Source organism: Paenarthrobacter sp. PAE-2, from assembly GCF_026013155.1.
Classification (GTDB): Bacteria; Actinomycetota; Actinomycetes; order Actinomycetales; family Micrococcaceae; genus Arthrobacter; species Arthrobacter ureafaciens.
In genome coordinates this window covers 1-15,827 of the sequence record NZ_JAPDNV010000029.1, presented here as the reverse complement: position 1 = coordinate 15,827, position 15,827 = coordinate 1, and the positions used below count along the sequence as shown (strand labels likewise).

Annotated in this window: 18 protein-coding genes; 4 read left to right on the top strand and 14 right to left on the bottom strand. The window is 64.9% G+C overall.

Features of this window, described 5'->3' with window-relative positions:
• Nucleotides 1-166 precede the first annotated feature (166 nt).
• Both OCL88_RS15790 and OCL88_RS15785 read left to right on the top strand, forming a co-directional pair.
• On the top strand, nucleotides 167-778 hold the full coding sequence (locus tag OCL88_RS15790; protein ID WP_193592556.1) for an NADPH-dependent FMN reductase: 612 nt from the start codon (nucleotides 167-169) through the stop codon (nucleotides 776-778).
• Between the two features lie 110 nt (nucleotides 779-888).
• Nucleotides 889-1,293 carry a hypothetical protein gene (locus OCL88_RS15785; RefSeq protein WP_201433847.1) on the top strand — a complete coding sequence of 135 codons (405 nt, stop codon included), beginning with the start codon at nucleotides 889-891 and terminating at the stop codon, nucleotides 1,291-1,293.
• On the opposite strand, the gene OCL88_RS15780 is transcribed toward OCL88_RS15785, so the two are convergent.
• Together OCL88_RS15780 and OCL88_RS15775 are read right to left on the bottom strand one after the other, a co-directional pair.
• The gene (locus OCL88_RS15780; RefSeq protein ID WP_201433848.1) at nucleotides 1,290-1,967 is read right to left on the bottom strand and encodes an HAD family hydrolase; all 678 of its coding nucleotides are present in this window, start codon (nucleotides 1,965-1,967) and stop codon (nucleotides 1,290-1,292) included. The two genes, OCL88_RS15785 and OCL88_RS15780, sit on opposite strands and share 4 nt — an antisense overlap.
• Before the next feature lies 1 nt (nucleotide 1,968).
• Nucleotides 1,969-2,235 carry a hypothetical protein gene (locus OCL88_RS15775; protein ID WP_236593385.1) on the bottom strand — a complete coding sequence of 89 codons (267 nt, stop codon included), beginning with the start codon at nucleotides 2,233-2,235 and terminating at the stop codon, nucleotides 1,969-1,971.
• A 302-nt stretch (nucleotides 2,236-2,537) separates the two neighbouring features.
• Between OCL88_RS15775 and OCL88_RS15770 the strand changes: the two genes are divergently transcribed.
• Nucleotides 2,538-3,320, top strand: coding sequence for a VOC family protein (locus OCL88_RS15770; RefSeq protein ID WP_264963105.1), 783 nt, complete (start codon nucleotides 2,538-2,540; stop codon nucleotides 3,318-3,320).
• 91 nt (nucleotides 3,321-3,411) lie between these two features.
• Here OCL88_RS15770 and OCL88_RS15765 read toward each other — a convergent pair whose 3' ends face one another.
• Nucleotides 3,412-4,521 (bottom strand): EAL domain-containing protein, encoded by a 1,110-nt coding sequence (locus OCL88_RS15765; protein WP_264963104.1) that lies wholly within the window; start codon nucleotides 4,519-4,521, stop codon nucleotides 3,412-3,414.
• Between the two features lie 238 nt (nucleotides 4,522-4,759).
• Between OCL88_RS15765 and OCL88_RS15760 the strand changes: the two genes are divergently transcribed.
• Nucleotides 4,760-5,104, top strand: coding sequence for an iron chaperone (locus OCL88_RS15760; protein ID WP_166186765.1), 345 nt, complete (start codon nucleotides 4,760-4,762; stop codon nucleotides 5,102-5,104).
• 4 nt (nucleotides 5,105-5,108) lie between these two features.
• Here the strand turns inward: OCL88_RS15760 and OCL88_RS15755 are convergent, their stop codons facing one another.
• The 11 genes from OCL88_RS15755 to OCL88_RS15705 all read right to left on the bottom strand — a co-directional run bounded on the left by OCL88_RS15755 (nucleotide 5,109) and on the right by OCL88_RS15705 (nucleotide 15,639).
• Complete coding sequence (locus OCL88_RS15755) at nucleotides 5,109-5,912, bottom strand: IclR family transcriptional regulator C-terminal domain-containing protein (RefSeq protein WP_264963103.1); 804 nt, start codon at nucleotides 5,910-5,912, stop codon at nucleotides 5,109-5,111.
• Between the two features lie 33 nt (nucleotides 5,913-5,945).
• Entirely contained in the window at nucleotides 5,946-6,614 is a 669-nt protein-coding gene (locus OCL88_RS15750) for a 3-oxoacid CoA-transferase subunit B (protein WP_264963102.1), read from the bottom strand.
• 2 nt (nucleotides 6,615-6,616) lie between these two features.
• Complete coding sequence (locus OCL88_RS15745; protein WP_264963101.1) at nucleotides 6,617-7,303, bottom strand: 3-oxoacid CoA-transferase subunit A; 687 nt, start codon at nucleotides 7,301-7,303, stop codon at nucleotides 6,617-6,619.
• Between the two features lie 5 nt (nucleotides 7,304-7,308).
• A complete protein-coding gene (locus tag OCL88_RS15740) occupies nucleotides 7,309-8,538 on the bottom strand; it encodes a thiolase family protein (RefSeq protein WP_264963100.1) in 1,230 nt (409 codons plus the stop codon).
• Between the two features lie 118 nt (nucleotides 8,539-8,656).
• Complete coding sequence (gene pcaC / locus OCL88_RS15735; protein WP_370583556.1) at nucleotides 8,657-9,124, bottom strand: 4-carboxymuconolactone decarboxylase; 468 nt, start codon at nucleotides 9,122-9,124, stop codon at nucleotides 8,657-8,659.
• The gene (locus tag OCL88_RS15730) at nucleotides 9,121-9,924 is read right to left on the bottom strand and encodes an alpha/beta fold hydrolase (RefSeq protein ID WP_201433851.1); all 804 of its coding nucleotides are present in this window, start codon (nucleotides 9,922-9,924) and stop codon (nucleotides 9,121-9,123) included. The genes pcaC and OCL88_RS15730 overlap by 4 nt, the downstream gene beginning before the upstream one ends.
• Nucleotides 9,917-11,335, bottom strand: a complete 1,419-nt coding sequence (locus OCL88_RS15725; protein WP_264963099.1) for an adenylosuccinate lyase family protein — start codon at nucleotides 11,333-11,335, stop codon at nucleotides 9,917-9,919. The genes OCL88_RS15730 and OCL88_RS15725 overlap by 8 nt, the downstream gene beginning before the upstream one ends.
• Entirely contained in the window at nucleotides 11,332-11,946 is a 615-nt protein-coding gene (pcaG, locus tag OCL88_RS15720; RefSeq protein WP_264963098.1) for a protocatechuate 3,4-dioxygenase subunit alpha, read from the bottom strand. Before pcaG ends, OCL88_RS15725 begins: the two co-directional genes overlap by 4 nt.
• 4 nt (nucleotides 11,947-11,950) lie before the next feature.
• Nucleotides 11,951-12,820 carry a protocatechuate 3,4-dioxygenase subunit beta gene (gene pcaH, locus OCL88_RS15715; RefSeq protein ID WP_062098587.1) on the bottom strand — a complete coding sequence of 290 codons (870 nt, stop codon included), beginning with the start codon at nucleotides 12,818-12,820 and terminating at the stop codon, nucleotides 11,951-11,953.
• Between the two features lie 54 nt (nucleotides 12,821-12,874).
• Nucleotides 12,875-14,743, bottom strand: coding sequence for a bifunctional sugar phosphate isomerase/epimerase/4-hydroxyphenylpyruvate dioxygenase family protein (locus OCL88_RS15710; protein ID WP_264963097.1), 1,869 nt, complete (start codon nucleotides 14,741-14,743; stop codon nucleotides 12,875-12,877).
• On the bottom strand, nucleotides 14,743-15,639 hold the full coding sequence (locus OCL88_RS15705) for a shikimate dehydrogenase (RefSeq protein ID WP_264963096.1): 897 nt from the start codon (nucleotides 15,637-15,639) through the stop codon (nucleotides 14,743-14,745). Before OCL88_RS15705 ends, OCL88_RS15710 begins: the two co-directional genes overlap by 1 nt.
• Nucleotides 15,640-15,827 lie beyond the last annotated feature (188 nt).

Sequence of the window (15,827 nt, the reverse complement as noted above, 5' to 3'; positions counted from 1 at the left end):
CTGTCCAGACCATGATTGCCACGAGTCTATGACCGCAAAGCCTCTGGCGGGAGTAGGGGGCTGCGCTATGTGCGCAACTCAACTAGGGTCGGACGTGAGCTGGGGCAACCAGCCTCCGCACGTCGACGAGCCGGTTCCGGCCGTGCCGTCGGAAAGGAACGCCGCCGTGGATTCATTCAAGATCGGCTATTTCGTCGGAAGCCTCTCAAGTACCTCCATCAACCGGACCCTCTCCAAGGCCCTGATCAGGGTCTCACCGCCTGAACTCGAGTTCCACGAGATCGCCATCAAAGACCTCCCGCTGTACAGCTCTGACTACGACAACGACTTTCCGCCTGCAGGCCGCGCGCTTAAGGACGCAATCGCGGCGTCGGACGGCATCCTCTTCATTTCCCCCGAATACAACCGCTCCATTCCCGGGGCTTTGAAGAACGCTATCGACTGGGGTTCGCGGCCTTGGGGGACCAACTCGTTCGCCCGCAAGCCCACGGGCATCATCGGTGCTTCGCCGGGCGGCATCGGCACCGCGGTAATGCAGTCGTCCATGCGAAGCGTCCTCAGCTTCCTGGACGCACCGCAGTTGAACGCACCTGAGGCGTACATACGGTTTGTGGCAGACGCGTACGACGACGATGGCACGGTGAGGGACGAAGGTACCGCCTCGCTTTTGCGCCACTACATGGAGGAGTACAGCGCGTTCGTCCAGCGTGTCCTGGCCGCCAACGCCCCCGGCCACATCGGCGACCGCGAGCCCGATGCTGACAAGCTGAACCGCTAGGGAAGGAAAAGGGCCGCACATCTCCCGGGTGTGCGGCCCACTTCTTGCGATTTAGTCAGTATGCTTATTACTGTGAAGGTCCTCGGACACGCCCCTACCCAGGAGAAACGATGCTTCGCAGAATAACGTCAACCGCATTCGCCCTGACCCTGCTGTTCGGCTCCGTGCTGTCGGCCGGCGCCGCCAACGCCGCCGGACCCGTTACAGGGCATGTCGGCAACAACGTTGCCGCAACCACCCCGAGCCCCTCCCCCGAGGCCACCAACCCGTCAGGCCCGTCAACCCAGACGCCGACCAATCCCGGACCGTCGCAGGGCGCATCCGAAACCCCGAACCCGGCCAGCAGCGGTCCGGCCAATCCCGGCACGGGCGAATCGGATCCGCAGGAAGAGAACCGCACCAGCGTCATTCCGTGGATCCTTGGAGCCGCAGCCCTGGTCATCATCATCCTGGTGATTGTGTGGGCCATCCGCGGACGCGGCCGGAACAAGGAAGTACGGGACGATCAGCGCTAACGGGCCAGTTTCCCGATCGCACTGCTTTCGAGATTTTCCAGAAGGTGCCGCGGGTTGTCGTAGACTTCCGCGGCACCTGCGTCCCGCAGTTCCGCCTCGCTGATGCCGCCGCACGTCAGCCCGATGGCAGGAACGCCGATACTCCCGGCGGCCTTCACATCCCATACGGCGTCACCGACGAACACCACGTCCTGGGGCTTGAGCCCCAGCTTGTCCAAACAGGCAAGGAGAATATCCGGATCCGGCTTGCTCGCCTCGGCATCATTGGAACTCGTCCAAGCGTCGATCGACGTTCCCGCGTCCAGCACCTTACGGCTCACGTCCAAATCGCGCTGCTGCGCCGAGGAAGCCAGACCCACGGCCAGGCCGGCGTCGGAACAGGCCGCCAAGAGGTCCCGTGCCGCGTCGAAGGCGCGCAGGGATGGCCAGAACGTCGAGAACACGGCGCTGTGCGCCGACTTCAGTTCCTCTTCCAACTCTTCCGTGCAGTCCGGGACCAAGTGCCGGACCAGCTTGTCTCCGCCCATGCCGACGCAGCGGTGAATGTCGGAGAGCTGCACATCCAAGCCCTCGCGCCGGAAGGCCTGCCACCACGCCAAGGCGTGGAAATAGCTGGAGTCGATCAGCGTCCCGTCGACGTCGAACAGGACACCCTTCTTCTTGGACCCGGCCACGTCAGACCACCTCGACCTGCGCAGGAGCGGGGCCGGCGAGCGCCCGGTCCATCATGAATTCTTCCGACTCAAGGAGCGCGTAGCGATCCGCCGAACCCTGCCGCAGCAGGCCGGTGCCGGCTACTTCCCGGAGTGCTTCCACAGCCCTCACGGCTTCTTTCTTTGAGGAGTAACGCTTGGACAGCCCCATTAAGGTGTCCTCGCCGTCCACCATCAGCACGCGGTAGCCCCCATCGGGAGCATCAACCAATTCCAGATGTCCTGCCAACCCAAACCTCCTCGTTCTGATGCCTCCGCTTAGTAAGTTTACTTAGTATATCGCGGCTCGCGCAGTCCCATGACATGCACGACGGCGGGCGGCAGCGTGCGCTTGCCCGCTTCCGTGCCGGCGGCGAGACCAAGCATTGCGGTCGCCGGGCCCGACGACATGGAAAATCCGACGACATGGAAAATCCGTGTCACGAATCCGGTTGCGCCCACACAAGGAGATTGGCTGCTTCCCCGGAACACCCGCGCATGGTGTTCCAGGGAGGCAGCTGACCTGTTTGCAGCGCATACCGAGGAGTCAGCATGTCCACCAAGATTTCCAAATGGCCCGCCGGGACGCCCATGTGGGTAGACCTGTCAGTCGACGATGTGGAGGCTGCCAAAACCTTCTACACCGGCCTGTTCGGGTGGGAGTACCTTTCGGCGGACGATGAGGCAGGGTATCTCCTGGCTCAGCTCAATGGCCATGCCATTGCGGGCCTCGGCCCCAAGGATGATCCGGCCATGCCTTCCGCATGGACCACTTTCATGGCCTCCGACGACGTCAATGCCACCGCTGAGCGGATCCGTGAGTCCGGCGGCCAGGTGCTGATGGCGCCGTTCGACGTCATGGATTCCGGCAGGATGGCCATCGCCGCGGACGCCACCGGAGCCGTCTTCGGCGTATGGCAGGCCGGAAACCACATCGGCGCTGAACGCGTGAATGAACACGGCTCATTGTGCTGGAACGAACTCCACACCTCCGACTACGCGGAGGCCCGGGCCTTCTACGCGGGGGTCTTCGGTTTCACTTACCACGAGGTCACGGGAGCGGACATGGTTTACGCCACCTGCCTCCGGGACTCCGACCGCCGGGAAGTGGCCGGTATTCACCACGACACCCAAATCCCGCAGAGCGACCCCGCGTACTGGCTCACCTGGTTCGCCAGCGATGACGTCGCACTGACGGCCGCGCGGGCACAAGAACTCGGTGCAACGCTGCTGGTCCCCGTGTCCGATACACCCTTTGGCCGGATGGTCATTGTTGAAGCGCCGCAAGGGGACGTCTTCGGAGTTATCGCCGTGGCGCCGGCCACGACTGAGTGACAGCACGCGGTGGCCGGGATGGGCCGTGACCACCGCATGACATGAAAAGCCCGACGGCGGCAGCACCGCCGTCGGGCTTTTTACAAGGCTGCTAGCCGACCGACTGGGCTTCCGCTTGGGAGTGCAGGGACCAGGATGACCAGTCGAGGGGGTGCACCGACGGGCGGCCGAGCAGGTAGCCCTGAGCCGCGGCAACGTTGAGGGCGGTTGCTTCCTGCAGCTCCCCGGCCGTTTCGATGCCTTGGGCCACCACGGAGGACCCCAGTTCCCGGGCAAGCGCAACAACCGCACGGGCGCGGATGCGTTGCCCTTCAGAGTTGTCGATGCCCTCGATCAGGTGGCGGTCCAGTTTGAGGATGTCCGGACGAAGTTCCTCGATCTTGTCCATGGAAACAAAACCCGCACCGGATGCGCTGACCGCAAGGCGCAGTCCACGGCGGCGCAACGGACCCAATCCATGGTCATCGTCCCAGCCGTCGGCCAACTCCAGGCTGCCCGTCAGCTCAATAACGATCCTGTCCGGCGCCAAGCCGGCCCCTTCCAGGAGCTTCCGCACCCGCGGGTCCGCTGCCGTTTCCGGGCTGAGGTTGAAAGCCACGAACATGGTGTCCGGGAAATCCTCCGCAGCCGCCAAGGAGCAGGAGAGCGCCGCGATTTCCAGATCCGTTCCGAGGCCCGCCTCCGACGCTTCACGGAACCACACATCGGCCGCCGCACCATCCTGCTCCACGAACCGGATCAGCGCTTCAACGCCGATCACGTCCCCGGAAAGCAAACCGTGTATGGGCTGGAAGGCCGTGAGCAGCAGCTTGTCCCGCAGCACAGACTGGATGCGCTTGCGCACCTCGGTGTCAATCGGAATGGTGACTGTCTGGGGAGCTTCCGCAGTTTCACGGTTCAGGCTCATCGAGTCTTGGTGAACAACGGGAACCGCGCCGGTCGCCGGCTGGGTACGCGTCACGATCAAGTGCTCAAGGAGGACGCTCTTGGGATCGTCGGGATGTTGCCTGAACCGCTCTTGGAGGTTGCTCCGGCTCTGCTGGCTCCGGGGATCCGTCTCAGCGAGGATGGACTCGATGATTTCCAGGGCCTGCTGCCGGACGCGGGTGTCGTCCACGGCAGGGACCGCGCTGACCGCGCGTTCGTTCGGCGGGCCTTCCAAGGCACCGCCAGGGGGAAGAGAGAGCCCACTTCTAGACATCGACTTTTCCTTCAATGTTAATTTGTGCCGACTGCGCCCAGTACACAACCGGCTCAGCTCCGTCCACGGGCACCTCCCAGCGGCGCACGGAACAAAGCAGCCCAGTCGTGCGTCAGCGCAACCAGGCTTGTGAGGAATCCTACAAGAGACCCATGGCAACCATGAAGACCGTTTGCAGGGTTGTTACCTAACTGAGTGCTGTCTGTTGAATTCCCGCCTGAAGAGGGAGCATGGCCCTATGGGAACCGTCACCGAATATCTGCAGACCGTCACCGACCCTCACCGCTCCCTGCTGCAGCGGATCGTGGAAATTGCCCGTGAACTGGCGCCCGACGCGGAGGAAGGCACAAGCTACGGCATGCCTGCTCTTATGGTGGACGGCAAGGGCTTTGTCAGCGTCCTGGAAACCAAGAAGCACCTTGCGCTTTACCCGTTCAGCGGCCAGATCCTGCCGGAAATGTCCGAGGAACTCGGCGGATACTCCTGGTCTCCCGGGACCCTGCGCTTCTCGGAGGACAATCCCCTCCCCGATTCCCTGGTGCGGCGGATCCTGGAAACCCGGCTGGCGGCGATCCGGAAGTAGGGCGTCAGTGCTTCGCCGACACATCCTGGGAGATCACCTTGGCGGTGGCAACCACGGCTTCCCGGACTGAATCCAAGTACGCCTCCGGGTCAGGCTGGGACGCAACCGCCTGCGCTTGCAAGGACACGTTGATGGCCGCCACGTTGTCGCCGTTGTTGTGGTTCCACACCGGGGCCGCGATGGACATCAGCCCGATTTCGAGTTCCTGGTCAAGCAGGCACCAGCCTTGCTGGCGGACGCGCTCGACGGCGGCCCTCAAGTCAGCCGCATCGGTGATGGTTAGCGCCGTGAGCGGCTTGAGCTCCGCCGTCGAAAGGTATGCCTCAAATTTGGCCTGCGGAAGCCCGGCCAGAAGGACCCGGCCCATCGACGTCGCATAGGCCGGAAAGCGGGTGCCCACCGTGATTCCGACATTCATGATGCGCTTGGTGGCCACGCGGGCAACATAGAAGATGTCGTGGCCATCAAGGACGGCGGCCGACGTGGACTCCCCCAGTTTCACACTGAGTTGCTCCAAATGCGGCTGCGCCAACTGCGGCAAAGACAACGCCGACAGGTAGGAGTACCCCAGTTGCAAAACCTTGGCTGTCAGAGCGAACGTCTTGCCGTTGGTGCGGACGTAGCCGAGCTCCACCAGGGTGTAGAGGAACCGCCGCGCCGTCGCACGGGTCAGGTCGGTACGCGCCGCGACTTCGCTCAGAGTCATGACCGGGTTGTTGGCGTCGAACGCCCTGATAACAGCGAGCCCGCGGGCCAGCGACTGGACGTACTGGTCGCTGGCTTGCGGGGCAACTGCGGAGTCGGTCATGGTCATCAATCCTAGTGGCGCTGAAGCCGGGGCCTACTCAGCCCTTTTCAGGGGCAGCGGTACCAGTTCCTGGATTTCTTCGAAGGTGCAGCCGAAGGTTTCGCGGACGGTGACGCCGTCGGGTCCGGTGAGGAACACTGCCTTGTCGGTGTACACGCGGGTGACGCAGCCGACGCCCGTGAGGGGGTAGGTGCACTGCTCCACCAGCTTTGAGGCACCGTCGCGGGTCAGGAGCGTCATCATCACGAACACGTCCTTGGCGCCGGTGGCCAGGTCCATGGCACCTCCGACGGCGGGGATCGCGTCGGGTGCGCCGGTGTGCCAGTTGGCCAGGTCACCGGTGGCGGAGACCTGGAAGGCGCCCAGGACGCAGATGTCCAGATGGCCACCGCGCATGATCGCGAACGAATCGGCGTGGTGGAAGTACGAGGCTCCGGCCAGTTCCGTGACGGGGATCTTGCCGGCGTTGATCAAGTCACCATCGATCTCGTCCCCAACCGCCACAGGGCCCATGCCCAGCATCCCGTTCTCCGTGTGGAGCGTGATGTTCTGGTCCTCGGTGAGGTAGTTGGAGACGAGCGTGGGCTGGCCGATGCCCAGGTTCACGAACGAGCCCGGGGTGATGTCGCGGGCCACCAACTGGGCGAGCTCGTCACGGCCGAGGGGCTTTTCGGAGGTTTGGATGCTTGTTTGCGTGCCCATGCTCAGGCCACCTTTCCGTTCGATGCTGCAGAGTCAACGCGGACCACGCTGTTGACGTAGATCCCCGGGGTCACCACGTTTTCCGGGTCCAGCGAACCCGTGGGCACAATCTCGGAGACCTGAACGATGGTGTGCTTGGCCGCGGCTGCCATGATCGGGCCGAAGTTCCGGGCCGTCTTGCGGTACACGAGGTTGCCCTTGCCGTCAGCCTTCAACGCCTTGATCAGCGCCACATCGGCGTGGATCGGCGTCTCAAACACCTGCCATTTGCCGTCCAGGAACCTGGTTTCCTTGCCCTCGGCCAGCATGGTGCCATACCCGGTAGGTGTGAAGAACCCGCCGATCCCGGCCCCGGCGGCGCGGATACGTTCGGCCAGGTTGCCCTGCGGAACCAGCTCCAGCTCGATCTCACCGGCGTGGTACTTCGCGTCGAAATGCCACGAATCGGACTGCCGCGGGAAGGAGCAGATCATCTTCCGCACCCGTCCTTCCTTAATCAGCAACGCCAAGCCCTGGTCTCCCTGGCCGGCGTTGTTGTTCACCACGGTCAGGTCCTTCGCGCCGCAGTCCATGAGCGCATCGATCAGTTCGAACGGCTGCCCGGCGTTGCCGAACCCGCCAATCATCACCGTGGAACCGTCCTTGATCCCGGCCACGGCCTCGCCAACAGTGTCAATGAAATTCAACATCGCCCTTAACCCTTTACTGGTTGTGCCGACGGGGCGGCAGTGACGTTTTCGAGCACCACGGCCAGGCCCTGGCCCACACCGATGCAGATCGCCGCGACGCCCCACCGCTGCCCGGAGGCCTGCAGCGACCGCGCCAAAGTACCCAGGATGCGGGTACCGGAAGCACCCAGCGGGTGGCCCATCGCGATCGCGCCGCCGTGACGGTTCACGATCGAGGGGTCGATCCCCCACGCGTCCACGCACGCCAGCGACTGCGCGGCGAACGCTTCATTGAGTTCGACGGCGCCAACCTGGTCCCAGCCGATGCCGGCCTTCGCGAGGGCCTTGTTCGCCGCCTCCACCGGGGCGTACCCGAAGAACTGGGGATTGTTGCCGTGGGCACCGCGGCCGGCAATGCGGGCCAGCGGCTCCAGCCCAAGAATGCCGGCAGCGTTCTCGGAACCGATCCACGCCGCTGAAGCACCATCAGACAAAGGCGAGGCGTTCCCGGCGGTGACCGTGCCGCCGTCGGGCCCTGAACCTTCGGGACGGAACACCGTCTTCAACCCCGCCAGCTTCTCCGCCGAAGAACCTGCACGGATTCCCTCGTCCCGGACCAGGTCCGTGCCCGGAACCGCGGTGACAAGGTTGTCGTAGAAGCCTTCGTTCCACGCGGCGTCGGCCTGGTTGTGCGAGTCAGCAGCGAACTGGTCCTGCCGTTCGCGCGTGATCCCGTACTTCTCGCGCAGCCGTTCGGTGGCCTCGCCCAGGGAAATGGTCCAGTCCTTGTTCATCGCGGGGTTCACCAAACGCCAACCCAACGTGGTGGATGCCAGGGTCATGTCCCCGGCCGGATAGGGCTTGGACGTCTTCGGCAAAACCCACGGCGCACGGGACATGGACTCCGCGCCGCCCACGAGGACGACGTCGGCGTCCCCGGCGTTGATCTGCCGCGATGCGATGATCGCCGCGTCCAACGACGAGCCACAGAGCCGGTTCACCGTGGTGCCCGGGATGGAGACCGGCAGCCCGGCCAGCAGCGTAGCCATGCGGGCAACGTTGCGGTTTTCCTCACCCGCGCCGTTCGCGTTGCCGAACACCACCTCGTCGATCCGCTCCGGATCCAGCCCCGGCGCCCGCTTCACGGACTCCCGGACCACGTGCGCAGCCAAATCATCAGGACGGACGGCAGCAAGACCGGAGCCGAACTTGCCAAACGGCGTGCGCACGGCATCGTACACAAAAGCCTGGTTCATAAGATTTCCTTCATTTCGTGGTACCCAACTGGGTCGCATTTGTGCGCGTTTTGAGGGGTCTAAACGCGCACTAATGCGACCTGGTTGGGTGCGGGGGCGCTAGTTGGGTGCGGGGGCGCTAGTTGGGGGCTGGGGCGGCGTCGATGTCCGCGAAGACCTTCTGGGCCGTCTTGAACGCCGAGTTGGCCGACGGGACGCTGCAATAGATGGCCGTCTGGAGCAGGATTTCCTTGATCTCGTCCCTGCTCAGGCCGTTGTTGAGGGCTGCCCGGATGTGCATGGCCAGTTCCTCCCAGTGACCGTGCGCCACCAAGGCCGTGAGGGTGACGGCCGAACGCATTTCCCGGCTCAATCCCGGCCGCGTCCAAATGCCACCCCAGGCGATCCTGGTGATCATGTCCTGGTAGTCCTCGGTAAAGGAGTCGATGCCGGCGTTCGCCCGGTCCACGTGCGCGTCACCCAGCACTTCGCGCCTGACTACCATGCCGGCGTCGTAGATTTCCTGGCCCGTGGCCTCCGGCTGCACTGCGCCGTAGCGGGACGCGTCGCCGCTCCGCTGCGGGTTTCCCGCAGAAATGCTATTCACAGTCCGTTCTCCTTCATGAAGTTCCGCATCAAACCAGCCACAACGTCGGGTGCTTCGGCCGGCGCCAGGTGTGCGACGCCGTCGAGCGCTTCCGCCACCGCAAAAGTGCCACCCGCCTTGATCCCGGCCACCACTTCCTCCGCGAACGACGGCGGCGCCACGGAATCCTCGACGCCGGCAATCGCCTGCGTGGGGACAGTGATGCTGCCAAGCTGCTCGCGGACGTCGAAGGCGGCAAGCGCTTCGCAGCAGAACGCGTAGCCGAAGCGGTCGGCGTCGCGGAGGGCGTGCAGGAGGCGGCTGCTGACATCCGTGCGTCGATCCATGAAACCAGCGGCGAACCAGCGCTCGGCCGAACCCTGGATCATCACCGGCGTGCCCAGGGACCGCACCGTTTCCGCGCGTTCCAGCCAACCCTCAGGGGTGCCCAGCTTGGCGCCGCTGCACTGGACCGAGAGGCTCCGCAGGCGGTCGCCGTGCTTGATGCCCAGCTGCAGGCCCGTTGCCCCGCCCAGCGAGACGCCCGCGTAGTGGAACCGGACGCCAGGAGAAACAGAGTCAACAAGGTCGACGACGGCGTCAGCCAGTTCCGCAACGCCGAAACCTTCGGTGGCGGTCGGCGACATGCCGTGGCCGGGGAGGTCCCAGCCGATGACGTCGTACTCGTCGCCGAGCAGCGCGGCGGCCTCGGTCCACAGCACGGTGGAGGTACCCAGCGACGGACCCACCACCAGGAGCGGCTTGGATCCCGGCTCGCGCTGTGGGGAGAGCAGCACGGCCTTGACGATTGGCTTAGCCACGGGTGGTTCCCTTCGTTGAAGCAGTGAATTCGGGGTAGGCGGCGAGGATGCGGCGGCTGATCTCCGCTGCCTCGCCGAGGTAGCTCGCGGGATCCAGCAAGGCATCCAGCTCCGCGTCGGGCAGCGTTGCCGGCGGGACCGCCTCGCGCAGGAGCTTGCGGTACGTGTCTGCTTGCTGCGAAGCCGGCGCCTGGAGTGTTTGATCGACGACGGCCTGCAGCTTCTGCTTTCCGTCCTCGCCGAGCAGAGGTGCGACGGCGGCAGTCACGCCTTCGCTGAGGAGCAGCGGGCCTGAGATCTCCAGGTTCCTGCGCATGGCCTCGGGGAACACCCGCAGGCCTTCCGTCAGCTCCCGAAGGTGTCCGGCGGCACCCAGCGCCAGCGCGAGCAAACGACGCAGGGCCGGCCATTCCGTATGCCAGGCACCGTCCGGCCGCTCGTCATTGAAGGTTGCGGCAGCCGCATGAAGTTGTGAAGCCAGTGCCGGAGCCTGCAATGCCGCGCTGCGGATCAGGACGGAGAGGACGGGGTTCTGTTTCTGCGGCATGGCCGAGGAAACGCCACGTCCGGCGGCCAGGGGTTCGCCCAACTCCCCTACCTCGGGGCGGCTCAGGAACACGAGGTCCGCTGCGATCTTGCCGAATGAATCGAGCAACGAAGCCAGCGAATGCCCCAGGCCCGTGACGGCCAGGCGGTTGGTGTGCCAGGGTGCGGCGGCCGGGGCCAGGCCGAGCTTGGCGGCGACGGAATCGGCAAGCGTGAACGGCGTCTCCGAAGAGCCTGCCGTCAGTTTGGTGCCCGAAGCCAGTGTTCCGCCGGCGCCGCCGAACTGCACCGGCAACTCCAGAGAGGCCAGTCGAGATCCGGCAGCGGCCACCCCTTGGAACCACTGTGCGGCCTTGAGCCCGAACGTGTACGGGAGCGCATGCTGCGTCAGGCTCCTGCCCACGCACAGCGTGTCCGCATGCTGTGCCGCCAAGGTGGCGAGCGCCGTCGTCGTGCCCTTGACCTCAACCAGCAGCGCCGAAACGGTGCGGCTGGCCAGCAGCATGAGTGCGGTGTCGAGCACGTCCTGGCTGGTCAGCGAGGTGTGGACGGCCTTGGCTGCGCCGACGCCGTCAGTGTCCATGCTGCGCACGCGTGCACGGAGTTCGCCGAGCAGCGGGATCACCGGGTTGCCGCCGCCTTGGGCACGTTCTGCGATGGCGGCGATGTCATAGTGACGTGGATCGGCGGCCTCGGCCACCACAGCTGCCGACCCTTCCGGGGCCAGCCCGGACTCCTCAAGAACGGCTGCCCAGGCAGCTTCGACGTCGAGGATCGCCGCGATCACGGCGCGGTCGCCCGTCAGTGCCGTCACCGCAGGCGAGGCCGTGACGGGGCTGAGGAGGCCGAAGTCGCCGTCGGTCATGAGGTTGCCAAATCCCCGGAAGCCAAATCCCCGCTTGCCAAATCCAGCGAACCGTCCTGCTGGAAGTCCAGGAACACGGTCTCGCCCTCGCCCTGCAACCTGATGTCCCAGGTGAGTCCGCCGTCGGGGTCACGGCGGGCGATGAGGGTCTTGCGGCGTTCAGGTTCCAGGGAGCTCAACAGGGGATCGTTGGCCAGCGCTTCCTCGCTGTCGGGAAGGTAGACGCGGGTGAAGAGGCGGTTCATGAGGCCGCGGGCGAACACTGCCACGGAGATGAACGGTGCCGCTCCCGCCTTCAGCGGCCCGGGGTTGACGGTGGTGAAGGTGTAGACGCCGGAGTTGCCTACCGCACCGCGGCCCCAGCCGGTGAACGTGTAGCCGTCGCGGATCAGGGAGCCCGTGCGCTGGACGATGTTGCCCGCGGAGTCCGGCTGCCAGATTTCGAGGATGGCGTCCGGGATGGTGTTGCCCGCGCCGTCGTACACGGTGCCTTGGAGCCGGATGCTGCCTGGGCTGCCCGGCGCAAGGAGCTCGTTGTCTTTGTTGAAGGGCAGGGCGTAGCCGTAGAAGGGTCCCACCGTCTGGCCCGGTGTGGGTGTCAGCTTGCTCATGTGCTTACTCCTCGTCGCCGGCGTCGCCGTATGCTTCGTTTTCGGTCCAGGTCCGCTTGGAACCGGTCAGGATGATGTCCCACTTGTAGCCGAGTGCCCATTCGGGGCTGGTCAGCTCGTGGTCGTACGTCGCCACCAGGCGGTCCCGTGCATCCTGGTCCACGATCGACTGGTAAATGGGGTCCAACGGGAACAGCTGGTCGCCCGGGAAGTACATCTGGGTAACGATGCGCTGCGTGAACTCCGAGCCGAACATGGAAAAGTGGATGTGGGCCGGGCGCCATGCGTTGAGGTGGTTCTTCCACGGGTACGCCCCGGGCTTGATGGTGGTGAAGGAGTAGGAGCCGTCGGCACCGGTGATGCAACGTCCGACGCCGGTGAAGTTCGGGTCGAGCGGGGCGGGGTGCTGGTCACGCTTGTGGATGTAGCGGCCGGCGGCGTTGGCCTGCCAGATTTCCACGAGCTGCCCCGCAACCGGGCGACCGTCGCCGTCGAGGACGCGGCCGGAGACGATGATGCGCTCACCCTGGGGTTCGCCGTTGTGCTGGATGGTCAGGTCCGACTCCAGCGCGTGCACGTCCTGGTGACCGAAGGCGGGCGAGTAGAGCTCGATCGTTTCCGGGTCGGCATGGTGCAGGCTCTTGGTGGGGTGGCGCAGGATGCTGCTGCGGTAAGGCGCATAGTCCAGGCGCGGCATGGTTTCAGGAGCCTTGCCGTTCTTCAGGGCCTGGGCGTACTTGTCGCCGATCGCCTTGATCTCGGCACTGAGGTCCGCCTGCGTCTCCACCTTTCCGGCGTCGTGGGCGGCGTGTGGCTCGGCCGGCGGCACGAGTTCCTCTGATTCAAGGGCTTGCGCGGTGTTGTCTTGCGGCACAACCGGCTCCTTTCTGTGGCTTCGTTATCAACTTCGTTGTCAGGGTGCAGGCAGCTATGCCCGGTGGAGTGAGTCGTATTGGACGGCGTGGCGGACTGGCGCGTTCGGGGCTCCGTAACCGTCGTAGTTGCCCCGGCGCTCCACCATTTCGAAGAACACGCTGCCCACGGTGGCGGTGTAGAAGTGGAGGAATTCCCCGTTGGCGTCCCGGTCATACAGGAGGTTGAGCTCCTTGAGGGTGGCCAGGAAACCCGGTTCAAGATCGAACCGCGCGTCCAGGTCCTCGTAGTAGTTGGCCGGAATCTGCAGGAACTCAAGGCCGCGTTCCCGTGCTGACCGGGCTGTTGCCACGAGGTCATCCACGGCGAAGGCGATGTGTTCCTGATAAGTCTTTGGCGCCGAGGCCTGCTGCACGGGCGCAAGGTTAAGCACCAGCCGGACCGCGCCGTTGCTGGCCTGCATCACTTGCGAGCGCACCAAGCCGCTGGGGCTGGGCACCTCGGCGAACGGCTGCGGTTCCAGGGCGAGGGCGCTGGTGTAGAAAAGGACAGCTTCATCAAAGTGCTGCCAAGGCTGGGCGAGGTTTACATGGTCAATGACCGCTGTCTGGGCTGCCCGCGGGTGCTCCAGCCCTTCGCCGAATTCCTGCGTCCACGCCGCTGTGCCGTCGGGGCTGCCTTGGCACAGAAAGATCTCCGTGGAGTCCGGGGCGGAGATGCCTTGGAACACTTCCTCGTCAGCCTGGACCTTGCGGGCCACCACAGGGGCCTTGAGCTGCTGGGCGCGGGCGGAGGCAATCACTGGAGAGTCGACGTCGAACCCCAAAGCGGCGATAGCCGGTTCCGTGTGCAAGGCGGCCTGCTCGTTGATGATCACGCGGGCCTGGCCCATGGTCCAGAGTTGGACGTCCTTGGTGCGGTGCCGGCCCTCGAACTCGAAGCCAAGCTGGCCCAGGAGTTTTTCCAGCTGCGCGGTGTCGTCGGCCTTGACCTCGGCGAAGTTGAACCCGGCGGGCTCGTTCACCTTGGGCAGGGTGGCCAGTTCCATGGGATAACGACGGCGGCCGGCGGCTTTTTGTTCGGATGCCCCGGCGGCGGCGTTGCCCGACAGCCACTTGGCGCTCTGTTCCTCCAACCAGATGAGTGAGCGCATGGCATCCACGGCCGTGCGCTCCACGTCCGACTGGCGGAACACGTCATTGAACACCTCCAGGGATACCGGGCCGGTGTAGCCGGCCCGGACCACGTGGCCCATGAACTTGGCGAGTTCGAACTGGCCCTCCCCTGGGAAAACCCGGTAGTGGCGGCTCCAGGACAGCACGTCCATGGAGAGCTTGGGGGCGTCGGCCACCTGGACAAAGAAAATCTTGTCCGCGTTGATGTCCTCGATGGGCGCGGTGTCCCAATCGCGGGAAAGGATGTGGAACGAGTCCAGGCACGTGCCCAGGTTGGGGTGGTCCACTGCCTCCACCAGGCGGTAGGCGTGCTCGTAGTCGTTGACGTGCTTGCCCCATGCCAGGGCCTCGTAGGCCACCTTGACGCCGTGCTCCCCCGCCAGCGCGGCAAGCTGCGCGAGCTGTTCTGCCCGCAGTTGGTCATCGTCGATCGTGGCCGTAGCCACGTTGGAGCAGACCAGGATGGTGTCCATGCCAAGGCGCGCCATGAGCCTGAACTTGGCCTCGGCCCGCTTGAGGTTGGCTTTCAGCAGGTCCGGAGTGACGCCGTCGAAATCGCGGAACGGCTGGTAGAGGTCCAGGCCCAAGCCGAGGTCGGCGGCCATCTTGCGGATATCTTCAGGACTGAGTGGCGACGTGACCAAGTCCTGCTCAAAGATCTCGATGCCGTCGAAGCCCGCAATGGCGCAGGCCTGCATCTTCTCTTTCAGTGTGCCGGAGAGGCAGACGGTGGCGATCCCGGTGCGCATCAGTGGGCCGCCTTCACGAGTGCCGATTCTTCGGTGGCGATGAGCTCAAGGAAGTGATCACGCATGCGGTCGCGGTCGGCGTCTTTTCCGGTGAAGAGCTTGAAGGCGTCCGCCGCCTGACCGACCGCCATGCGGCCGCCGTCGAGCACGTCGCAACCCTTGGCGCGCGCTTCGCGGACCAGCTGCGTTTCGATAGGGCGATAGACGATGTCCGCCACCCAGTGGCGGGGTTCCAGCAGCTCGATGTCGAGCGGCAGTCCGGGATGGGCAGCCATGCCGATCGGGGTGCAGTGGACCAGGCCGTCGGCGAGGGGCATGACGTTTTTCAAGTCGGCCGGCGTGTGCGCGGTGATGTTCGCGACCGGGAAAAGTCCACTGAGCTCAGTGGCACGCTCGGCCGCGCGGCTGGCGTCCATGTCCACAAGGTCCAGATGCTTGACGCCGGCTTTGAGGAGCGCATAGGCGACCGCGGACCCGGCACCTCCCGCGCCCAACTGGACGACGCGGTCCAGCTTGGCTGCGGACAGCCCGTCGGTGAGTGCCGAACCGAAGCCGGAGAAGTCCGTGTTGTGGCCGATGAACCGGCCATCCCGGATCAGGACGGTGTTGACGGCGCCCAGGCGATCGGCGTCGTCGGACACTTCATCAAGGTGCTGCAGCACCAGCTGCTTGCACGGGTGCGTGATGTTGAGGCCGTTGAAGCCCATGCGGCCGGCGGCTGTGAGGAGATCCCCGACGGCGGTTGCCGGCAACGCGAGATCCAGAAGGTCGATGGGGCGGTACAGCAAGCGAAGGCCCTGCACATCGGCCTCGCGTTCATGCATGGGCGGAGTCAGCGACGGCATGACGCCTTCGCCTATCAGGCCCACCAAAACGGATTCGGCTCGGTTGCTCATCCTCAAGCTCCTTTTACTTCGGCACCGCGGACTTTGGATTTTCTGGGTCCACGGGGCCGGGTGATATCGAGATTACTACAAATGTTCATATTCCGCACGCATGTTCTTATAGCGAACATTTCCAGCGTGCGCACCCAACTAATACGAAAGTAGGGGTGGGTTAGGCTGCGGTGACCGGGGTGATCGTG